Origin of the sequence: Microseira sp. BLCC-F43 (genome assembly GCF_041929235.1) — a bacterium.
Classification (GTDB): Bacteria; Cyanobacteriota; Cyanobacteriia; order Cyanobacteriales; family Aerosakkonemataceae; genus Microseira.
In genome coordinates, this window is sequence record NZ_JBHFNP010000131.1 from 125,089 (window position 1) to 146,516 (window position 21,428).

At 42.4% G+C, this 21,428-nt stretch carries 23 protein-coding genes; 12 read left to right on the plus strand and 11 right to left on the minus strand.

The window, feature by feature from the left end; all coding sequences use genetic code 11:
* Window position 1: 1 nt before the first annotated feature.
* The 3 genes from cysW to ACE1CM_RS18680 are packed head-to-tail and all read right to left on the minus strand — an operon-like array spanning window position 2 to window position 2,925.
* The gene (cysW, locus tag ACE1CM_RS18670) at window positions 2-868 is read right to left on the minus strand and encodes a sulfate ABC transporter permease subunit CysW (RefSeq protein ID WP_374879200.1); all 867 of its coding nucleotides are present in this window, start codon (window positions 866-868) and stop codon (window positions 2-4) included.
* The gene (cysT, locus tag ACE1CM_RS18675) at window positions 861-1,805 is read right to left on the minus strand and encodes a sulfate ABC transporter permease subunit CysT (protein ID WP_374879202.1); all 945 of its coding nucleotides are present in this window, start codon (window positions 1,803-1,805) and stop codon (window positions 861-863) included. The genes cysW and cysT overlap by 8 nt, the downstream gene beginning before the upstream one ends.
* A 28-nt stretch (window positions 1,806-1,833) precedes the next feature.
* Complete coding sequence (locus tag ACE1CM_RS18680) at window positions 1,834-2,925, minus strand: sulfate ABC transporter substrate-binding protein (protein WP_374879203.1); 1,092 nt, start codon at window positions 2,923-2,925, stop codon at window positions 1,834-1,836.
* A 172-nt stretch (window positions 2,926-3,097) separates the two neighbouring features.
* On the opposite strand from ACE1CM_RS18680, the gene ACE1CM_RS18685 reads away from it, so the two are divergent.
* Entirely contained in the window at window positions 3,098-3,358 is a 261-nt protein-coding gene (locus ACE1CM_RS18685; RefSeq protein ID WP_374879205.1) for a hypothetical protein, read from the plus strand.
* A 42-nt stretch (window positions 3,359-3,400) separates the two neighbouring features.
* Here the strand turns inward: ACE1CM_RS18685 and ACE1CM_RS18690 are convergent, their stop codons facing one another.
* A complete protein-coding gene (locus ACE1CM_RS18690) occupies window positions 3,401-4,960 on the minus strand; it encodes a Rieske 2Fe-2S domain-containing protein (protein ID WP_374879207.1) in 1,560 nt (519 codons plus the stop codon).
* Window positions 4,961-5,559: 599 nt separating this feature from the next.
* Between ACE1CM_RS18690 and ACE1CM_RS18695 the strand changes: the two genes are divergently transcribed.
* Window positions 5,560-6,036, plus strand: coding sequence for a hypothetical protein (locus ACE1CM_RS18695; RefSeq protein ID WP_374879209.1), 477 nt, complete (start codon window positions 5,560-5,562; stop codon window positions 6,034-6,036).
* Between the two features lie 396 nt (window positions 6,037-6,432).
* Here the strand turns inward: ACE1CM_RS18695 and ACE1CM_RS18700 are convergent, their stop codons facing one another.
* Together ACE1CM_RS18700 and ACE1CM_RS18705 are read right to left on the minus strand one after the other, a co-directional pair.
* Complete coding sequence (locus tag ACE1CM_RS18700) at window positions 6,433-6,612, minus strand: hypothetical protein (protein ID WP_374879211.1); 180 nt, start codon at window positions 6,610-6,612, stop codon at window positions 6,433-6,435.
* A gap of 111 nt (window positions 6,613-6,723) precedes the next feature.
* Window positions 6,724-6,924, minus strand: a complete 201-nt coding sequence (locus tag ACE1CM_RS18705) for a hypothetical protein (RefSeq protein WP_374879213.1) — start codon at window positions 6,922-6,924, stop codon at window positions 6,724-6,726.
* Between the two features lie 581 nt (window positions 6,925-7,505).
* Between ACE1CM_RS18705 and ACE1CM_RS18710 the strand changes: the two genes are divergently transcribed.
* Complete coding sequence (locus ACE1CM_RS18710; RefSeq protein WP_374879215.1) at window positions 7,506-7,763, plus strand: hypothetical protein; 258 nt, start codon at window positions 7,506-7,508, stop codon at window positions 7,761-7,763.
* Between the two features lie 212 nt (window positions 7,764-7,975).
* On the opposite strand, the gene ACE1CM_RS18715 is transcribed toward ACE1CM_RS18710, so the two are convergent.
* The 3 genes from ACE1CM_RS18715 to ACE1CM_RS18725 form a co-directional block, all read right to left on the minus strand.
* Window positions 7,976-8,242 (minus strand): hypothetical protein, encoded by a 267-nt coding sequence (locus ACE1CM_RS18715; RefSeq protein WP_374879217.1) that lies wholly within the window; start codon window positions 8,240-8,242, stop codon window positions 7,976-7,978.
* A 588-nt stretch (window positions 8,243-8,830) separates the two neighbouring features.
* Window positions 8,831-9,421 (minus strand): transposase, encoded by a 591-nt coding sequence (locus tag ACE1CM_RS18720; RefSeq protein WP_374879218.1) that lies wholly within the window; start codon window positions 9,419-9,421, stop codon window positions 8,831-8,833.
* A gap of 263 nt (window positions 9,422-9,684) precedes the next feature.
* A complete protein-coding gene (locus ACE1CM_RS18725; protein ID WP_374879220.1) occupies window positions 9,685-9,975 on the minus strand; it encodes a hypothetical protein in 291 nt (96 codons plus the stop codon).
* A 292-nt stretch (window positions 9,976-10,267) separates the two neighbouring features.
* Here ACE1CM_RS18725 and ACE1CM_RS18730 point away from each other — a divergent pair, with 292 nt between their 5' ends.
* The 9 genes from ACE1CM_RS18730 (at window position 10,268) to ACE1CM_RS18770 (ending at window position 18,377) form a co-directional block, all read left to right on the plus strand.
* Complete coding sequence (locus ACE1CM_RS18730; protein ID WP_374879221.1) at window positions 10,268-10,606, plus strand: Nif11-like leader peptide family natural product precursor; 339 nt, start codon at window positions 10,268-10,270, stop codon at window positions 10,604-10,606.
* 81 nt (window positions 10,607-10,687) lie between these two features.
* Window positions 10,688-11,947, plus strand: a complete 1,260-nt coding sequence (locus tag ACE1CM_RS18735; RefSeq protein WP_374879223.1) for a nif11-class peptide radical SAM maturase 3 — start codon at window positions 10,688-10,690, stop codon at window positions 11,945-11,947.
* Window positions 11,948-11,966: 19 nt separating this feature from the next.
* Complete coding sequence (locus ACE1CM_RS18740; RefSeq protein ID WP_374879225.1) at window positions 11,967-12,188, plus strand: hypothetical protein; 222 nt, start codon at window positions 11,967-11,969, stop codon at window positions 12,186-12,188.
* A gap of 464 nt (window positions 12,189-12,652) precedes the next feature.
* On the plus strand, window positions 12,653-12,907 hold the full coding sequence (locus ACE1CM_RS18745; RefSeq protein ID WP_374879227.1) for a hypothetical protein: 255 nt from the start codon (window positions 12,653-12,655) through the stop codon (window positions 12,905-12,907).
* A 566-nt stretch (window positions 12,908-13,473) separates the two neighbouring features.
* Entirely contained in the window at window positions 13,474-14,628 is a 1,155-nt protein-coding gene (locus ACE1CM_RS18750; RefSeq protein WP_374879228.1) for a phosphotransferase, read from the plus strand.
* A gap of 25 nt (window positions 14,629-14,653) precedes the next feature.
* A complete protein-coding gene (locus ACE1CM_RS18755; RefSeq protein WP_374879230.1) occupies window positions 14,654-15,772 on the plus strand; it encodes a T3SS effector HopA1 family protein in 1,119 nt (372 codons plus the stop codon).
* Window positions 15,773-15,824: 52 nt separating this feature from the next.
* Window positions 15,825-17,084 (plus strand): ScyD/ScyE family protein, encoded by a 1,260-nt coding sequence (locus ACE1CM_RS18760; protein WP_374879231.1) that lies wholly within the window; start codon window positions 15,825-15,827, stop codon window positions 17,082-17,084.
* A 577-nt stretch (window positions 17,085-17,661) separates the two neighbouring features.
* Complete coding sequence (locus tag ACE1CM_RS18765) at window positions 17,662-17,832, plus strand: hypothetical protein (RefSeq protein ID WP_374879233.1); 171 nt, start codon at window positions 17,662-17,664, stop codon at window positions 17,830-17,832.
* A gap of 389 nt (window positions 17,833-18,221) precedes the next feature.
* Window positions 18,222-18,377, plus strand: a complete 156-nt coding sequence (locus ACE1CM_RS18770) for a hypothetical protein (RefSeq protein ID WP_374879235.1) — start codon at window positions 18,222-18,224, stop codon at window positions 18,375-18,377.
* Window positions 18,378-18,635: 258 nt separating this feature from the next.
* On the opposite strand, the gene ACE1CM_RS18775 is transcribed toward ACE1CM_RS18770, so the two are convergent.
* Both ACE1CM_RS18775 and ACE1CM_RS18780 read right to left on the minus strand, forming a co-directional pair.
* The gene (locus ACE1CM_RS18775; protein ID WP_374879237.1) at window positions 18,636-19,358 is read right to left on the minus strand and encodes a peptidylprolyl isomerase; all 723 of its coding nucleotides are present in this window, start codon (window positions 19,356-19,358) and stop codon (window positions 18,636-18,638) included.
* A gap of 225 nt (window positions 19,359-19,583) precedes the next feature.
* The gene (locus tag ACE1CM_RS18780) at window positions 19,584-21,428 is read right to left on the minus strand and encodes an HlyD family efflux transporter periplasmic adaptor subunit (protein ID WP_374879239.1); all 1,845 of its coding nucleotides are present in this window, start codon (window positions 21,426-21,428) and stop codon (window positions 19,584-19,586) included.

Below are 21,428 nucleotides of genomic sequence, written 5' to 3' on the forward strand. Positions count from 1 at the left end.
TCTATTTCTCCTGTTTAATGCGGGTTTTGCGTTCCAAAATTTCTTTCAACACTAGCGTTACTACTGCAAGCAAAGCTAACAAAACAGCAGCCGAGTAAGCGGCTTCTGTTTCATACTGTTTGTAAGAATCTTCCACGAACAAAGGTAAGCTTTGAGTTTTACCAGCAATGTTGCCAGAAACTACCGAAACCGCACCAAATTCACCCATTGCCCTAGCATTAGTTAAAATTAAGCCGTAAAGCAAACCCCAGCGAATATTGGGCAGGGTGACGCGCCAAAATATCTGCCAATCTTTGGCACCCAAAGTTTTAGCTGCTTCTTCTTGATCGTTGCCGATTTCTTCTAAAACGGGAATCACTTCGCGGGCAACAAATGGCATACTAACAAATGCCGTTGCTAACACCATTCCTGGAAAGGCAAAGATAACTTTGAGATTGTGTTCCTGTAACCAAGGACCAAACCAACCGTTACTTCCGTAAAGCAACACAATCATCAATCCTGCCACTACCGGGGAGATAGAAAAAGGCAAGTCGATAATACTCAAAATTAAAGCACGACCGGGGAATTTATGCCTTGCGATCGCCCACGCCGCACACAGTCCAAAAACCGTATTCAGCGGCAGGGCGATCGCAGCTAGCATCACCGTTAGCTTGACTGCGTGGAGAAAGTCGGGTTTGGTTAAGTTAGAGAAAAATGGCCCGACTCCCTTTTTAAACGCTTGGTAAAAGACGTTTAAGGCAGGGATGTAGAGAACTAGCGCTAAGTAGGCGATCGCTACCCCAATCAAAACAATCGGCACCCAATTTATCTGCTTTCGGGTAGTTCTAGTTTTTAGAGGCAGGTTATTAGATACATCCAAATTAGCCATAACGTCTTCCCCAAGCTTGTAAGAGATTAATTCCTAACAGCATCACCAATGAAATCCCCAACAGTACGATGCCAATTACCGTTGCACCCGCATAGTCATACTGTTCTAATCGCTGGAAAATTAACACCGGCGCAATCAAATCTTTAAACGGAGTATTGGAAGCGATAATCACAGTCGATCCATATTCCCCAACTGCACGGGAGAAACCCAACGCCACCCCGGTTAAAATCGACGGAAATAGCGGCGGTAAAATCACTCGCCAAAAGGTTTGCCATCCCGAAGCACCCAAACACCAGGCAGCTTCTTCAATGTCTTTTTCCATTTCTTGCAGTACTGGTTGTACCGTCCGGATGATAAAAGGTAGGGATATAAATATCATCGCTACCCCGACCCCTAACCGGGTAAAAGATATTTTAATTCCCAAGGGTGCGAACAGCGAACCAATCGGGCCATTATCGCTATAAACTGTTGCCAAGGTTAACCCAGCAACTGCTGTTGGTAATGCAAAGGGTAAATCCACCGAAGCATCAACAATTCGTTTCAAGGGAAAGTCGTACCGGACTAAAACCCAGGCAATTAAAGTGCCAAAAACTCCATTAATTGCAGCCGCCATTAACGAGGTAGTAAACGTAACATCGTAAGTAGCGAGTGCAATCGGACTGGTAGCAATTCTCCAAAATTCCGCCGGAGTTTCAGTACTCGCTTTCGCAAACATTGCTACTACGGGAACCAGCAACATTACCGCGAGGTATCCCAGGGTAATTCGCCAAGTCCAGGGAAGCTGGACTATCGATCGCCATAACCTTTTAACCACTGGCGTTTGAGAATTTAGTTGCCCTCGAGAAGATACAGCCATAAAAATCAGAATGTGTCCGTTTTCAATTTTGTAGGGGCGGATAATACCTGCCCCCACCAGTTGTTTTCTGCCAATTACCAATTAGCAATTAGCCATTAGCAATTCCCCTCTATTTTTTCGCTTGAATTTGGTCAAAAACCGCCCCGTCCTCGAAGAATTTTTTCTGAATTTCACCCCAACCGCCGTAATCCTTAACCGTACCTAAAGTTTTGACTTTGGGATATTTGTCGGCAAATTCCTTGGTTTGGGCGACTGTTTGATTTACAGGTCGGAAACCGACTTTAGCAAACTCCTGTTGCGCTTCTGGAGTATACAGGAATTTGACAAATGCTTCAGCCACTTCTCTATTACCGTGCCGATCTACGTTTTTGTCTACCACGGCAATTGGATTATCGATCGAGATATTGACATCGGGAATAACATATGATACCTTTTCGCCTTTTTGTTGTGCCAAAATAATCTCGTTTTCGTAGTTGATCAGCGCGTCTCCCTGACCTTGTTTGAAAAAGGCATCGGTTGCTTCCCGCGCATCTCTGGTTAGAATTGGCACATTTTTATAAACTTTGGTGACAAAATCCAAAGCCTTCGCTTCATCTCCGCCTGTTTTAATCGCCGAATTCCACAAGGCTAGGAAATTCCACCGCGCAATGCCCGATGTTTTAGGGTCCGCAGTAATTAGTTTAATTCCATCTTTTCCCAAATCTGACCAATCTTTAATTGCTTTCGGGTTGCCTTCACGAGTGACTAATGCGGCAACGGATTTGGAAACAATGGCGTTGTTAGGAACTTCTTGTTCCCATCCCGGTTGAATTAGTCCGGCTTTTTCGATCTTTTGAGTGTCTAACGCTAGTGCCAAGTGGACAATATCTGCTTCCAAACCATCAATTACCGCGCGTGTTTGTGAACCAGATCCGCCATAGCTTGTCTGGAAGGTGACGTTTTGGTTATGTTCTTGCTTCCACTTTTCCACAAATTTAGGAATAATCGCTTCGTGGGCGGCTTTGGTGACGGCAAACGAAACTAGGGTTACTTCGACATTTTGCTTGTTTTGGGCACCGGGACTGCCAGTGGTAGAATTGCTTGGACCGCCACTCGAACAGGCAGCGATCGCAACGCTCAAACTCACCCCTACCAAAAATAACGATACGAAACTTTTGATCGAATTCACTCTCAGCCTACTCAGGCGCTGCCATATGGTCATTTTTTTACCCCCGATAACATACGGTAAATTGGTAGGGATACCGTATTTTACAACCTCGTTTATCGATATTACCCCCACTGGACACAAAACGCAAGCAAAAACTCCACAATCTCTAGTGAGAAAGTGGAGATTTAAGAAAGATTTTACAAGATTAGGGAGCCTTGACGCGGAGATGCCCGACTTCACAGGAGAATTCGGGGATCTAGCTTTTGAGCAAAATACGTTGATCGCGGATGGCAAACGATCGAGGTACAGCCTTTTGGCTTTGTTTGTCAAGCGCGCAGCAAAAATGGCTGCGCGCTTGACAAACAAAGCCGCAGCCATTTTTGCTGCTGGCACACCAAGCGCCGTACCTCATACGGCTGCAATCCGCTATAAGAATCCGAGAAACAGGAAGAAAGGTGGAGAGGCGTGTCTATTGACCGCCTCGTAACAACCTTTTAAGCATCCCCTCGTCAAGAGACAGGGGAGTAAGTCAACGCTTTTTCTCCGGCAAGTTGCGCGGCGGTATATCGCGACCTTGGTAAAATTGGCGCACCAGGCGTCCTAAAAACAGCCATCCTGCACCGCAAGTCAAGGTTAGGAGGGTTAAGAGGGCAACGGTTGGGGTTGCGGTTTCGCCCAGAGAGAGTGCGAGTAGAGGGGTGATGGAGAATGAGATCGCTCCTAAAATAGCCAAAGCCATCCTCACCCGCTTGATATTCGCTAAAGCTGTCCGACAACTCGCACACTTGCGAGTATGAGAATAATACCGCTCTAACAACTGTTCGCGGGGCGCAGGTGGAGGCAATATCGACCCTGGAAATGGTTCCGCGTCGTATTGATTCACCCACTGACGCAACTCCATCACGAACCGATCTGCTTTAGTTGGCAGGTAAAATGCTTTGGCAAAGCGCGAACTACCACCCGCCGCCTCCAGATAGCGTTCTTGAAAGTACAAGAAAATCTGGTCATCTTCCAAAACCGCATTCTGTCCGATGTGGGAATACCAACGTGGAGTCAGCTTGATAAACAAAGCAGGCAATTTGCTGGAAAACTTAAACGGAAAGCGCGCAAATACCCGACACTCCCCCTTGCGAATCGGAGTTGCATACACCACCGTCAAGGTTCTGCCAAACTGCTTCGAGGTCAAATCGTGCCACATCAAACCGGGGGCGACAAACGTCGTATCCTGGCGGCCTAGCGTCCCCCGTCGCGGCCCTTGTTCCCAAACCCCTTTAAACCCCTGTCGGTTAGATTCGACTATTTCTAGCTCCACCGGGCTGGCATAGGCGCGATTTCCCACACTGCGATGGTGGGTATAAGGAACGTGACTCGCATCTAGGACATTTTCTAACAGCGTCAGGGCATCGTAAGGCAAATCCCGAAACGTATTGAGGCAAGTCCACTCAGCGGGAGAATCTTCTAGGGGTTCAACGATGGGAACTTTGGTTTTAGCCGCGTTTTCTGGTTCCCCCGGATAGACAAATAATAATCCCTGTCTTTCCACCGTCGGGAACGAAGCAACGCAGGCACGTTTAGAAAGTTCCGCCGTTCCACCTTCAACTTGTTGCGGAATGCGCTGACATTCACCGCTGCCAGAAAAAGCCCAACCGTGGTAAGGACATTCTAAATTGCCATCTTCGGCAATTCTGCCCTCGGATAGGGGTGCAAGGCGGTGGGGACATTTATCCTCAAACGCGCGCCAACAAGAAGCGGTTTTATCCCACCAGATGACAATATCTCTGCCTAGTAGGGTAAAAGGCGAAGGCTTAGATTTATCCAGATCGTCGATATAGTAGACGGGATACCACGCTTCCTTCCAATCAAAACGAGAAAGGTCGCTGCCACCAGCAGGCATGGTGTCAGTTGAGCTAGATCCCGCCGCTTGTTTTTCTAGCGTTGTGCTAGTCGTCCAGTCGTTATCTACAGTTGTGTTTTGATACGACAGAGTCTGCTCAATTGTTGTTGGGGTCGTCTCCATACCTGTGAATGCATTTTGTTTGCTGCTATCTTTATTTTGCTGCATTCTTGGGCGGGCGGCAGATTGAGCCAAAATTTTTATCAGGTCTATACAACCCGACAAAATCTTACGATTTGGCTAATAACTCAAGTTGCTAGTTATCTCATGCATAGCAGCTAATGGCGTTCCCAGGCAGAGCCGTGGTCACGAGGCTCATGGCTAATGTCAGTAAAAATCCTATATTAGCAATTAGCAAGCTTGCAATTAGCACCGCCAAAGTTTATAACTAGCAACTTGCGTTATTATTGACCGATGGCCGAGAAGGATTAAAAATGTTTTATATTAAACTATATTTTCCGATGGTGTCGGTTGTCACATTTTTGCGCTTTCCGGTTTAGCTGACTTTGGCAACAAGTATAAGTTCTGGCCAAACCAGCGAGCGAGCGACAAATTCAAATTCTCATCTAACTTTAATCTATTAATCAGCCTCATCTCATCTGGGTAAATCATTCTATTGATTGAAGGCAATCAAAACAAACAGTCCTGACGCACGACGAGCTTATCACCAAAGTTTCTTGCTGCTATCTCTAGTTCCAAAGCGACGATTTTTCAGAGAAACTTTGGTGTTTGCGTCAGGACTGACAAAGCCAAACAATCAATTGATGGGTTTTATCCACTCAGGAGTATTGCAAGTGAAAAGTCTAATTTACGGTGGTCTATCTGCTTTGATACTAAGTACTGCTGTTGTTCCTGCTATTGCCCCTAAAGCACAGGCACAGATGCGTTTCAACTTTAGCGCGCCCTTTATTGCTGATTCGGGTATCGCCAGTGCTAATAACGATAGCCATTTCATTAACGTAGCTGTTACGGGGTATCCTCTAACAAATCTAACGATCGCTTTACCAAACGAGATGAAAAGTGTCCGGCAAGTTCGGATTACGGATCAAACAGGGAAAGAGATAGCAGCGAATGTGGCAGTCAGTACGGGAAGCGTGGCAATTAACTTTCCTCAACCAGTAGCGCCTGACAATTATATAAGGGTGATGCTGAATGGTGTTGAAATGAACCAGGTGGGAGAAACAGTGCTTTATCGGGTTTTTGCTATGAAGCAGGGATTGATGGGAGACATCCCTGTAGGGACAGCAATGGTTAGAGTTCCGGAGAATTGATTTTAAGACTTACGCACTTTAACCAGAAGTTGCTAAACCATTACTACAATCGATAAATAAAGTAGAAACCGGGTTTCTTCAATAAATCCGGTTTCTACTTCATGAATATCTGATTTTAAAATCTGACGCCTTTACAACAGCAACTCCCGTTGCCATCCCTCGTTTGAATCGGCAAAATATTCTATAGCTGGCGAATATAGTTGGCAAGGTTTTCAACAGCAAGAGGTAGGTGCAAGGCGATCGCATCTGATATCATGTCCGTTGAATTGCCCATAATAAAAAAACCTCACCGCGTCGTTGGGTAGGGAACATCATAGATATCTCGGACAAACAGATAACGTTAATAATGTTCCCTACTCCTAATCATGGGTAATCGACCGGACATGATATGAGACCCTACTCACTTTTGAATACACCAGCTTCTTGCTCGCTCAAATCCAAGGCTTTTTTGACGCGAAATAAGGCTCTCAAATAAGCGACTTGACTATACCAAGCAGCTCGGGGTAATAAGGGCTTTTGAGTCTCACTTTGCTGGTGAGAATTGTTGGCTGTATTTAGGGGCGAATTTCCAGTCATGGGCTGTTCCTTACGGTTAACTGAATCTGCCAAGCAAATATCCCCGCGTCGCTTCTAGAAGGACACTATGGTCACTGATATTTAGCGGGCAGTGACGTCTAATTGTTTCTTTTACTTCTGCTGACTTTTAACAGCATTCCAAACTGCTACTACAGGAGCTGCGGCAAGAGCGACAGAAGCAACTACTACAACAGCAGCTACAACAAAACCTCCACCTTGAACCGTTAAATCCGCTTCAGATAGCTCTGAAAGATGGTTTTCAGAATCTGAAATTTTTCTGGGTTGTAAATCAAAAACATGAATCTTAGCCATTTGAGTTTTTCCTGATTCTAAAATGCTTATGATTTACATCATAATCATATAAAAAATATAAATCAACCCCTCAAATCTTATTCACCGAACATAAATTCAGCTAATTATGTCCCGATTTTATCTCTATCTAGTCCATCAAAAACACTGTCACTGCTGAAAAAGCTTTAAATTTCGTTAGTGCAACTGTCACAAAAATAACTTATTTTTGTTCAAACCCATCAAAATGATTTTAATCGAAAGTTTAAAAATAAATAAACTAAACCTAATTGAGCTATTTATATTCTGATTAAACCATGAACTTGAAAGACTTGTAATTGAAAAATCAGAGCAACCATTAATATTTTAAGTTTGAGCCTAGACATAAATAAGTTAATTAAATCCCCAAAAATATGGCGATTGAAAAAAAGATGATTCATGATGAAATTAGTAAAACTCACATCTTGCACCTTGCTCAATAAGGCTTGATAAACCGGGTTTCTAGATGCAAAATCTAGGCTTTCAGGTAAAGGCAGTTGCCAGAAACTTTGGTGATAACCCTGGTGCAAGATGTGAGAAAACAAACCATAAGGAGTTAACTCATCATGGCTAAGATCAAAATCGCTGATTTACAACATACTCAGTTTGAATTTGCTGAACTCTCTCAATTAGAGATGGAGGCTATTTTAGGAGGAGGCTGGTTTCGTAAGTTGACTGGTATCCGTACTCCGTCATTTTTGCGAAAGCTTGATGATTGGGTTCATGACAATGTAGACGGAGGCTGGATTCGCGTAGTTGGAACAGTAATTGACGTTGTAGGCGGAGGCGGAGGCGGAGGGATTATACAAAATATGTTGGAATAACCATTTTTTTTAGACTTCTTTAGAGACAGCCTCTGGCTTTGAGTTTCTGATAGAGGTTTCAGGAGGAAGTTACCCTGCGACGCGGGGTAACTTCCGTCTAATTATAAAAAAGTAATTGGCTTTAGATTGGGTTAATTTCACCCATCTGTTTTTAAATTAATTACTCTTTGACAAAGGACGCCAGAACAAGATTTAGCAGTAACTAATTACTTTTAGGCTGCTATCATTTCACAAATCATGCCACCCCTACCACCACCACCACCCGATGGATATGATAGGTTGTAACCTATATAACCACCTACTGCTGCTGAAATTGGAGTCAATATACCACCTCCAGCTAAGGCTCCGTAGCCAATACCAATAAGCGTTCCAATTAAGACCCCTTCGTTAGCTCCTCCAGAAATTTCACTTGTTTTTAGCTCATCTATATCTTCAATAATATTGATATTATTGATGTCGGAGATTGTAATTCGTGCCATAAACAAATCACTCGTTTTATCGAAGTATCAGCAACAATCTATTTTTTAGACTACTTTAAACTCAAGTTAATTGCAACACCGTATCAGCGGTTTTTTTAAATTATATAAACTAATTGATTTCAGCATTGAAAAGCCTCAAGAGGAAAAAATCCACTTTTATTTAAAGTTATTTAAACTCAAAAACCTTTAAATCAAGACTTTTTGAAAATTCATCAACTATTTGCATTCAAAACTTATATCATGTCCGGTCGATTACCCACGATCCCAAGCCGGGACACGGCATTATTAACGTTATCTGTTTGTCCGAGATATCTTTGATGCCGTGTCCCTACGCAACGACGGGGTGAGGTTTTTTTTATTATGGGCAATTCAACGGACATGATATTACCTAAAAAAATCCCCTCAATTCAAAACTTCCTCAAAAAAATCCCCCTAAAATCACCAACGCGACTTTAGGGGTTAATACCAGCTTCTTTAAACCAAACTCTCTCTACGCAACGGCAGACACCTCTTGATCCGCGATTGTTAACTAAGGTGTGTTCCACAAAATACGGCTCTACCCCATCGGCAAACAAATGATGGGTGACTTTAGTCGAGAGAACCGCCAATAAACAGCGATCCGGGAGAGTTTACCGAGTTAGGCAAGGGCAGATCGCGAATAATGAGACGAGAATTTGAGGGAATATTGATTTCCTTTGGCGCTAGATTATTCGATTGAGGAAAAATATGCTTGAGGAGACGATTAATGTGCTGTCCGCTCAGTTTTAAGCCACATTCTTTTTCCAACTGCTTGCTTAACCAGCCTCCCGTCCAGCGCTCAAAAGCATAACCAAAGTCACGGGGACTGTGACTGACCAATTCTTTTAAACGTTCCAAATATTGCTCGTTGACTTTTTGAGGACGACCACGCCGACGTTTTTGCCATTCGTGTGCCATGCCACTTTGAGCTACTAAGATCCAACGGTTGGCAGTTGCCGGAGAGCATCCCAGAATTTGACAAATTTCTGCTTGCGATTTTCCCCTATCAGCTAACAACATAATCTCGACGCGCTGACGGTATAACTCAGGTAAATTTTCCTGCAGACTCTTTTCCAGCAATTTGCGCTGAAAAGGAGTTAAATATTGACCTACAGCACGGGATAAATTATTGGGAGCGGTGAAGAATTGATTGGGAGACATATTTATTGAAAGTTTTTAGAGTGCTAACTCAGAGCTAATACATCTAATCTAAGATGGGGATAGAGTGAGAGAAATATGCAGTCTGTAATCAAAAAATATAAATAAAAAACCCGCCTAGATGTTGCCATTCTGGCAGATTTGATTAACTCTGCATCCTAACCGCTGTCGATGCTTTGAGATAACCCTACAGTCGGGTTGCTTGCACGAAGCGGAGATCGCCTCCAATTTCGCCCTCATCGTCAAGCGCGTAAACGCGGACGACTTCACCCAGAAAGCTTAGCAGCACCTTGTTCAATTAATTGTTCCATAAAAATTGACTTCATAACCTGACCTATACAAAGTAGAAACCGGGTTTCTTCAATAAATCCGGTTTCTACTTCATGAATATCTGATTTTAAAATCCGACGCCTTCCCAACAGCAACTCCCGTTGCCATCCCTCGTTTGAATCGGCAAAATATTCTCTAGCTGACCAAATAGAGTTGGCAAGGTTGTAAACAGCAAGGCGCAGACGGGAGCAACGCAATTTGGTGAGGTAGGTGCAACGCGATCGCATCTGTTACATCTTGTGGGAGCAATGCAACAAGCGTATCAGTTGGCAAGGTTTTTGGGACATAAATGTTTGAGTTATTGCCCAAATTTTTTAGTCTAAGGTTACGAGAAATGAAGGTTTTTGTTATTTCTGGCTTCCCTCTGAATGGATTTTTGCGGACATAAATGTTTGATTTGTTTCTCTTCAAAATTTTGTCAAGTTGGTTAAATACCTTTGAAATTGCCTAGTATTGTGTAGACAATAGGCAATTATGAAGCTTATTGTTTGAGTCTAAATAACTGAAAAGGATCCAACTATGTCTCTAGCAAATGTTGAAGCTTTCTACAAAAGGCTGTCTACTGATGAAGCGTTTCGCTCTCGAATTCAGCAGGTTAATAGCAAGGATGAATGTAGCCAAATCGTCAAAGCTGCTGGCTACGATTTCACCCCAGAGGAGTTTGAAGAATATACCGCCCAGTTGTTAGAGTCAGATGGGGCTGATGGCGAACTCAGGGAATTAGATGAAAAAGAACTGGAAGTTGTTTTTGGTGGAAAGAGTTTTTTATTTATTCCAAAATATCCATATGACTACCTAATGTATGGAGGAGTGACTCCACCGGAGTCCTGGATCCAAAGCCAAAATTTTTATGAATAGTTAAGAAAGTTTGAGGCATAAGCCGAGATTTCTGGGGGAGATGGGTTCCCCCTTTTGTAGAAATTATTTGAGGGTATTTTGATGACATATCGCAGAATTAGTTATGCAGTTTGGGAAATAACTCTTAAGTGCAATCTCGCGTGTCAACATTGCGGTTCTCGTGCAGGTAATGCGCGGGAGAAAGAACTTTCTACTGAAGAAGCTCTTGATCTTGTCAGACAGCTAGCGGAAGTCGGAATAAAAGAAGTAACTCTAATTGGGGGTGAGGCTTTTCTCCGTCCTGATTGGTTAGAAATTGCCAAAGCAATTACCCAAGCTGGGATGGTTTGTGGAATGACAACTGGCGGTTTTGGTATTAATCTAGATACAGCACGCCGGATGAAAGAAGCTGGAATTCAAGTAGTTTCTGTTTCGGTTGATGGTTTGGAAGCAACTCATGACAGACTGCGTGGTAAAAAAGGTTCCTGGCAATGGGCTTTTAAAACCATGAGCCACCTTAAAGAAGCGGGTATTCCCTTCGGTTGCAATACTCAAATCAATCGCCTTTCTGCACCGGAATTCCCCCGGATTTACGAGCATATTCGCGATGCCGGAATCTTTGCTTGGCAAATTCAATTAACTGTGCCGATGGGGAATGCAGCAGATAATAGCGACATTCTTTTACAACCTTATGAATTACTGGATGTGTATCCAATGATTGCTCGTGTTGCTGAAAGGGCGAAGCGAGAAGGTGTACGAATTCAGCCAGGGAATAATATCGGTTACTATGGCCCTTATGAGCGACTGTTGCGAGGAGGCGATGCTTGGTCGTTTTGGCAGGGATGTAGTGCTGGACTTTCTGCTTTGGGAATAGAAGCGGATGGTGCAATTAAAGGTTGTCCCTCACTGCCAACTTCTGTTTACACTGGGGGCAATATTCGAGACTATTCACTGCGGACAATTATTGAAGAAACAGAAGAATTGCGGTTTAATTTGGGGGCTGATACTCCTAAAGGAACCGAACACTTGTGGGGTTTCTGCAAGACTTGCGAATTTGCCGAACTGTGTCGCGGGGGTTGCAGTTGGACGGCTCATGTGTTCTTTGATAAGAGAGGGAATAATCCTTACTGTCATCACCGAGCGATCGCACAAGCTAAATGCGGCAAGAGGGAGAGAGTGGTTCTCAAGCGGCGAGCGGATGGGAAACCGTTTGATAATGGAGAGTTTGCTTTGATTGAGGCACCAATTGATGCTCCTTTGCCGGAAAACGATCCGCTGCATTTTAACAGCGATCGCATTCAATGGCCAGAAGGTTGGGCAGAGGAAACAGAAGTAGCATTATTGGTTGGTGCAAGGGTTTAATAACTGCAAGGTGAATACTATGTACGCTGATTCTATTTCACTAGAAGATACGACTGTTTCTGATCGGAGGAATGGTAGTTTAGAGTCATCAATGGATAACTCTCAGGCTGAGGTAAACTCTTTCACTCCTCTGTTGCCTCGTTCTGCTTGGGGCAGTCAGGTGGCTTTTTTGCGAGTGCTTTTTAGAGCAAAGAAGGCTTTAGATAGAATTGAGAGGGAAGTAGGTGTGTTGAAAAGTTAATGCTGATTAGCTCCATATAAGCGTGATTTGATTTGAGGTTTAATACTTATTTGGTTTCAACCCAATGTTTTTATTGGGTTGATTTTTTGTTTTTTTAATTTAAAAGCAGGGTTGAAAAATCAAACAGGACATAAATGTTTGATTTTTGATACTTTGGAGAGTTGACTGTTCAACCACAAGGTTGTAATTATATTCAAACTAGACTGAATTTAATGCAAAAATCACTCATAATTGCTTGATTTATGTTCATTTTATCACAATAAATAACTTGAAAATATATGGGAAATTTTTATATGAAATTTTTGACTTATTTATTAAGTCAATAGAATGCATTATTTATGTCACTTTATAAAATGAAAAATCCTGTAAAATCACGAATTAATAAGAGATTATATTAATAATACGAGGTAATTGAATTAAACCTCGAATCTCAAACAAAATCAATTTCTTAGGAGTCACGAAAAATGTCTAGAATTGTCATCTCTGATTTAAACCAAGAAAGCACCTTGACAAGTGAGGAATTAGAACAAATATGGGGTGGATTGCGTCCAACACCAGAATCTCCTGTGAGTGGGTGGTTTTCGGGAAGTACTCGTTTAGCAACTCGTTTGACAGCTGTAGGTGCTGTTTGGGGGGCTTTTCAAGCAGGGTGGGAAGCTGGACAGTGGTTAAATGAAAATACACCTATTCAAAGTTGGATTTCTAACGCACTTGAGTAATTATAGGTTGGGTTGCGCGATCGCGCAACCCAACATCACCTGAAATATTGGTTTCCACTTAATTCCACCAAATCAAAAGACTCAGAACCCCGACTTCTTAAAGAAGTCGGGGTTCTTGATATAACCTTAAGCTTCTTCTTCAAGAAACCCGGTTTCTATGTCAATAGACGCCTTCCCAACAGCAAGGCGCAGACGGAATCAACGGAATTTGGTGAGGTAGGTGCAAGCGAGCGCATCTGTTACATCTTGTGGGAGCAATGCAGCAAGCTTAGCAGTTGGTCAGGTTTTTGGGACATAAATGTTTTAGCTCTTGCCCAAAGTTTGCAGTGTAAGGTTACGAGAAATGAAGGTTTTTGTGATTTCTGGCTTCCCTGTGACTGGATTTTTGGGAACATAAATGTTTTATTTGTTTCTCCTCAAAACTTTGTCAATTTGGTTAAATACCTTTGAACTTGCCTATGATTATCTAGAGATGAGGCAATTATGACGCTCATTTCTGAGACATGAGATGACCATAATAAGTTAAATTCTTCAAGCAAAATTGCAAATCAACCAGAGCATAGCTTATGAAATTTATCTTAAACTCTCATAATGTGTTTGATTATTTAGCTCAGAATGGTTTATGCGATCGCTCAGAGCAACCTTTGAGTAAGGTAGAGCCACTTGAAGCCAAAAACTTTAACTTATTACTCACTTTTCCAGACAGTCGTAAGCTGCTGGTTAAGCAGGAACGGCATAATCACGAGGGTCAAGTGGCTGGTGAGTTTTTAAGTGAGTGGCGAATTCAGGAATTCCTACAACAATTTCCAGAACTGGATATCCTACGTCCGTTATTGTCAGAAACCTTGCATTTTGATCGGGAAAACTCGATTATTGTCTTCCGATATCTGGATGATTATCGAGATTTAATGGATTTCTATACGAAGGAGAATAGCTTTGATACAGAAATTGCTGCGGCAATTGGTACGCTGATGGCAACTATCCATCGGCATAGTTTCAACCACCAAGAATATCAGGATTTTTTCTCGCGAAATCCAGATAATCTAAAGGCTGACATGGTGACTAATTTAATTCAGGGGTTGGAACGGATTAGTCCAGAAATCTTTGGTGCGGTGCCTGCGGATGGATTGAAGTTTTTTGCCCTCTATCAGCGGTACGATAGTTTAGGGCAAGCGATCGCTAATTTAGGTAATGCTGTAATTCCTTCTTGTCTCACCCACAATGACCTGAAACTAAATAATATCCTTCTGCACGCAAATTGGCAGCAATCTAGTAACGGTATTGTACGGCTGATTGATTGGGAACGTTCTGCTTGGGGAGATCCAGCTTTTGATTTAGGAACAGTTATTAGCAGCTATCTACACATTTGGTTGGGTAGTTTGGTTATCAGTAAGTCTTTGAGTATTGAGGAATCTTTGCGCTTAGCTATGACTCCTTTAGAAAAGCTTCAGCCTTCAATTGCTGCATTAACTCAAACTTATTTGCAGGTTTTCCCAGAAATTTTAGAACACCGTTCTGATTTCTTGTTGCGCGTGGTGCAATTTGCGGGTTTTGCTTTGATTCAACAGATTCAGGCAATGATTCAGTATCAAAAATATTTTGGTAATGGAGGAATTGCCATGCTGCAAGTTGCCAAGACATTGTTGTGTCGTCCAGAACAATCAATGCCAACAATTTTTGGTGTGGCTGCTGAATTTACTCAAAAGAGTCCTGTTGCTTAAGGTACTTCGTTGTCGATAAAGGATTATGCAATTACTCGATTCTACTCAAACTCGGTTAAAGACTGAGGCATATAGCCGATTAATGGACGTTTTGGAAGATATTGTTCGCCTGGTTGAGATTCAGTCCGATTTCTCCATTCGTCATCCAGATTACAAACCGTTGGAACTGCCAGCAGAGGTGGTTGAGCGTTTTCAGAAAATGCCTGAAGAAATGCAGCAGAAATATCTGAGTCTGCAACTGCGGAGTTTTCTCTACGGTATTTATTACAACGGTTCAATGCGAAGTTCTCTAGCACTAGATGGAGAGGGAAAAGCTTTGCGCCTAGATTTGGAAAATAATACCCTCTTAGGCATAGATGTGGGATTTTATCAGCGATTACATGAAAGTAATTGTGGAGAGGGGTACTTTGCGCCTGGTTGGCATGTCCTGAGAGAGGAAAGTGATGGGAGTTTAGCAGTAACTAACGGTAGTTTGAGGTTACATATTCAGCGGGATAAGCATCTAAAACCAGATGAATCAGCGGCTGTAGTTGGTGATGTGGTTGCTATCCGTATGCCTAAAAATTTGGTGCAAAATGGCTTTTACATGGCGGTTGGTAATGTGGGTTCAAGCCGTTATCAGGATGCAAATAATCAACAAGTAACGGTGCGAATATATTTCAATTTAACTCCTGAAGGTGCTGTTGCAGTGATGGGAAGTCTAACCCAGGGACTGAACGAGAGGGAAATTCCTTTTAGCTGCAAGGTTTTGTATAACCCAAAGGATTACCAACGCTACGATTCTGGAGTTTTGTATTTTAATAGGAGGGATTATGAAGACATAAAGCGAGTTGTCAAGACTGTTTATGCAGAACACAAATCCCTTTTCAAACCAGAAGTTCCCCTATTCACAATGCCGCTAGCACCAGGGTTGGGGTTAGCAGAGGAACCAAACCAAAAGTTTGGCGAACAGGAAAGTTTTGGGATGAATCGCTGTCAGATTCTGGCTAATGGATTGTTAGCAGCTTGGCATCAAGGGGATAACTTACCAGAGAAGCGGATGAAGGCTATCCTCGATCAGTTTTCTCTTTTGGGTATTGACTTACAACGTGTTTACTTGAATGCCAATTCTGAAGATATCTATTCGCCGATAGATGAGGATTAGTGGTAGGGATGATCTTTAGCGTCAGAATTCTCATTCAATAGGAAACTAAAAAATGCTGAAAAAGTTGTTGATGGCTGCGACGGGAGCAGCATTCATTACTCTTGGAGTTGGAGAAGTATCCTATGCAGCTAGTTTGAATGTCATAGCTAGTGGTCTTGATGGACCAAGGGGACTGACCTTTGGTTCAGATGGCGCTCTCTACGTGACGGAAGCAGGTAGAGGCGGTAGAGGAGCTTGTATTCCGGCACCAGGTACTGGCAGTGGGCTGTCGATGTGTTATGGTGCGACTGGTGCTGTGACACGCATTCAGAATGGCAAGCAAGAGCGTGTAGTTACAGGTCTGCCATCCCTAGCAACATTCATTCCACAAATACCTGTAAGTTTTAATGCCTTTGGTCCCCAAGACATACAATTTGATGCGACTGGAAAGCCTTATCTGGTTATTGGTTTGGGTTCTTCTCCAGAACAACGGGATAATGTCTTGAAAATCCCTGATTTTGGACAACTGATCGCTATCGATCGGCTTCAGACTGGGTCTTCGCGGACAATGCTGGCTGATCTGGCAGCCTATGAGGGCTTATACAATCCCGATGATACAGGTGGTAGCTTGTACAATCCTTATCAAAATGGCATTGATAGTAATCCTTATGCTTTCCTAATTCAGGGAGACAATGCTTATATAGTTGATGCAGCCGGAAACGATCTTTTCCAAGCCAAAACCGATGGGAGTGAGCTGAAGTTGCTGTCTGTGTTTCCTGAGAGACCTGTGACTGACCCAGCTACAGGTCAAACTATTGCAATGCAATCAGTACCCACATCTATCGCCACTGGTCCTGATGGTGCTTTGTATGTAGGTGAATTAACAGGGTACCCTAATCCAGACAAGGCAGCACGTATCTTTCGAGTAGGTGCCGATAATCAGCCAGTGGTTTACGCTGATGGTTTCACACAAATAGTTGATCTGGCTTTCGATCCCAACGGTGGTCTTTATGTCTTACAGTTTGCCTCTAATTTATTAAACCCTCAAAATGGTTTTCCTTATGGTGAGCTGATTTATGTAGCTCCTGATGGTAATCGCAAAACTATCGCTAATGAAGGGTTAATTTTCCCCACGGCTTTAGCACTTGGTTCTGACGGTAACATCTATATTTCAAACCGAGGTTACTTTTCGGGACAAGGTCAGATTGTGAAGATTTCTGTCCCCGAACCTAATTCTACAGTCAGTCTGTTAGCTTTTGGTGTTTTGATTCCGACTTCGTTGTTCTTACGCAAACAGAAATCAAGCAATTCTGTCAAAACTTGTTTTGAGTGATTGCTGAACATAATCTTTGATATAAACAAATCTATTTCCTCTGGCAGAAATGCCAGATTTTTTGTTTTTTAAGTAAGTATTTTTACCCCAACTATATTGAATCAGGACTTACGCAAGGGCGTTGCCAGAAACCCGGTTTCTTCGTCGTTCTCGAGTTGACAAACCAAGGATTTTTCGGATCGCCCTTTGTTTCTTTGCGTAAGTCCTGTGAATATTAGGCAGTTATGGTCTAGATATTAGAGCCATTACTGAAACATTTATGTCACAATAACATTGTTTTTATAGTCACTGATTCAGGTTTTAAATACTAAGATTTAATTAAAGGATTAGGAAATAGTTAAACTAATCCTTGACAGCACAAATTTCAAATAAAATATATCTGAAAATCAAAAGATACTATATTGAGGGGTTGTTCGTAATTTTATCTCAAGCCAAAATTGAAACAATTATGCCATAAAAAAACAATTAAATTAGTTAATGTTCCAGATTAAATGTGTAAATATAGAATCAAAGGATTGGAACGTTAACTAATCCTTGAAAACCCAAATTCACAGAAACATTCAAACGAGATAAAGCCATGGCTAAAATCACAATTGAAAATCTATCCGTCAGCGGCAGCGAATTCTTTTCTGATGCGGAAAGCTATTTGGATCAGTTAACAGAATTGTCTGAAGGTGATGCTCTCAGCATTAAGGGTGGAACTTGGATTACTACTACTCTTTTATTCATAGCATTTCCTGCTTATTAAGCATTTACTGCTATCTGGAAAGTATCAAATCTAAAAGAGTAGTATTAATACTACTCGGTTAAGCTCAAAAAACTGATGTGTAGGTTGGGTTGCACTGTTGCTTAACCCAACCTAAGAATATTCTTAACCGAGCAGTATTGGGAGTAGTATACATTTTAGGCTTGATGAGCCTTTTTCATGTCTAAATTAGAGTAAAAACAAACCCCTCAACTTGAGGGGTTTTTCGTAATCCGATCTCAAGCAAAAACTGAAACAATTATGTCATCAAAAAAACGATTGAAGTAGTTGTTATTGCCGGTTTAATCTGCAAATATATAATCATAAGGATTGGAAGGTTAACTAATCCTTGAAAACCCAAATTCACAGAAACATTCAAACGAGATAAAACCATGGCTAAAATCACAATTGAAAATCTATCCGTCAGCGGCAGCGAATTCTTTTCTGATTCGGAAAGCTATTTGGATCAGTTAACAGAATTGTCTGAAGGTGATGCTCTTAGCGTTAAGGGTGGAACTGGGGTTATCATTATAATTATCATAATTTGATGCTCTCAGCATCAAGGGAGGAACCAGACCTCATACTATGGCTTTCCATTAAAACACTAGCATAGGCTTGATTAGCCTGCTGAGTCATAGTCTAGAAAAATAGCATACCCCTCAACCAAGTTGAGGGGTTTTTTGGTATGTTCTATCAAGCCAATAATGAACAGGACTTACGCAAAGAAACCGGGTTTCTATGAAAAGAAGCCCGGTTTCTAGCCTCGTCGCGCGTAAGTCCTGATGAAACAAATAGTTTAATTAGGTTTACTTGCTTATTTCAGCAATTTGTTGATTAAGCCATTGAGAGAATAAGTTTGAAATGATATTTGTGCGGAGCTTTTCATTTAATTCCGGCTGAATTATTTCCTCTACTAAAATCAGATGTACACCCTTAGCCGTCACAACAGGCTTAATTAACTGCGGCGGTTTAGCCGCAAAAACAGCAGCAGAAATTTCCGCTTTCAAATCCTTGCGATGCACCATCCCCAGATATCCTCCTTTGCGCCGCAATTCCACATCCTGGATATATTGACGCGCCACATCATGAAAACTCATCTCACCTTCTTTAACAGCATAGAAAAGTTCCATCGCCACATCTTCATCATCTAATACAACCTCGTACATTACCACACCTGCATAATCGAGTTGGTTTTGAAAAAAGTAGGGTTCAATTTTATCCCCAAATAGATGTTGAGCTAACTTACCAGCGAGCAAATTGGTGTAGACAATTTCTTCAAAATCATCGAGAGACAGATGATGCTTTTCCAACCACGCCCAGGTATCGTCGGCATTGAGGAGTTGGTTGATCAACCGCATTTGGTCTGCTGCTTTCTGAAGTTCTTCTGTCTCCACTTTGATACCCGCTTCAGCAACGGCATTTTCGATCGCTTTACGGGCAATAATCTGCTCAATTATTTCAGGTATTTTGCAGGATAGCTTGACTTGATGCAGAATATCTTCGTTGGTAATGGCGAGTGCTTTTAACATGATGTTTCTCCTTGTTTAAGTTGATTTTTTCAGGACGCAAGGGCGTTGCCAGAAACCTGGTTTCAGAGTCAATCTATGGTTGCCAAACCAACAATTTCTCGGAGAAACCTGGTTTCTTTGCGTAAGTACTGTTCTTGTTTGATATTTGTCTAAATCAAGTCGGCGATAGCCAACTTTTTACCGCAGCTTTTTTCTGTGTATATGCGATCGATCTCCTCCTATTTACTATAATTTAAAACCTCCCTGTTGCAACTGCTTAAACGGGTCAAGCAGAAAATCAATAATCCGCCGCTGGCGCACAATTACCTCTGCGGTTGCTGTCTGACCTGGAGTTAAGGAGATGCATTGATTGCCGGAGGTAATACAAGTTTGATTCAAAGTAATTACCAGGTCATAAGTAGCAATTTGACCCTGTGATGTTTCGGTTACTTTGGAACTAGGTGCAATTTTGCTCAAACGACCTTCTAATATGCCGTAATCTTGGAAAGGATAGGCATCAAATTTCATCTTGACAGGCATTCCCTCACGCAACAAACCACTTTCGCCTGTAGCCATTTGTGCCTTCAGCACGAGGGGTGTTTCTTGGGGTGCAATTTCCGCTACCATCTGGGAAGGTTGTACAACTGCCCCAGCTTTTTGGATAGGTAGCTGAAAAATTATGCCACTTACAGGCGCACGTAGCACTCGTTGCTCTAACTGCAATTTTAGAGACTGAATTTGTGTTTTGCTCTGAGCTATTTCTGCTTGCAGGGTTGTAACTTGTGTTTGCAAATCTTTTAGCTGTTCCTGTGTTTTAAGCACGGCGAGTTTACCTGCCTGAATCAGGCTTTGATAGGCGCTTTGTTGCTCTTTCAGGCGCAATTGTGCTTGGGAGATATCCGATTTAGTTTGATGAATAAAGTTCTGATAGCGGCTTTGTTGTTCTTTCAGACGCAATTGTGCTTGGGAGATATCCGATTGAGTTTGATGAATAAAGTTCTGATAGTGGTTTTGCTGCTCTTTCAGGCGTAGTTCGGCTTGGGAGATATCGGATTGAGCTTGATGAATAAAGTTCTGATAGTGGTTTTGCTGCTCTTTCAGGCGTAGTTCGGCTTGGGAAATATCGGATTGAGCTGATGATAGCGCCTGTTTGCTTGCTTGTAGCGCCTGTTCTACTTCGTTGAATCGGTCTTTTGAAATGATACCTTCCTCAAGTGCTTGTTTGTAGCGATCGAATTTTATCTGATCCGATTTGACGCGAGTTTTGGCAAATTCAAAGGCGTTTTTGCTCTGAGAAAGTGTCTGCTGTGCCTGTCCAACTCCTGCCAGTTTCTCCTCTGTTTGCGAGTTGTAAGCTTTTTTAAGCGCATCAAGGTTCTGCTGCGCTTGCTCAAAAGCCGCAAGTTTTTCCTGTGTTTGCGAGTTGTAAGCTTTTTTGAGCGCATCCAGATTCTGCTGCGCTTGTTCGACAGCAGCACGTTGTTCTTCTGTTTGGAAATTATACGCAGTTTGTTTAGAATTAAGGTCTTGCTGCGCCTGATTCACTTGAGCAATTTTTTCGGATTGTTGCGCTTGGTTTTGTTGCTCTTGAACGCTAATCGCTAGCATTATTTGGTTTTTGAGTAACTGCAACTGTCCTAATCGATTTTGTTGCCCTTCCAGTTTATTTTGAGCTTGTTGGAAATCGGTTCGCAAGACATCAGAGTCTAGTTCCAACAGCAATTGTCCTGCTTTTACAGTTTCTCCTTCTTTTACTCTCACGGCGGTGACGGTTCCGGCAACAGGAGCGTCCAATCTTTGCGTGGCGCCAAATGGTTCTAGTCGCCCTCTGGCGCTACCAGTTTCATCGACTTTAGATAGCATCGCCCAAGGTAAAACGATCGATACAAATGTTACTAAAAAATATAGCATTCCCCTTGTCCAAACCCGGGGCAAGCTATCGAGTAATTCCTTCGTTGCGTCAGACCAATCATCGTTTGAAATGACTGGTGTTGGGGGGGTTGAGTCTAGTGTTGGGGGGGTTGAGTTTATGGGAGCGCTTTCTATTTCATCCAGTTGCTTTTTCACCCGTCCATTTAATGTATTGGTCAT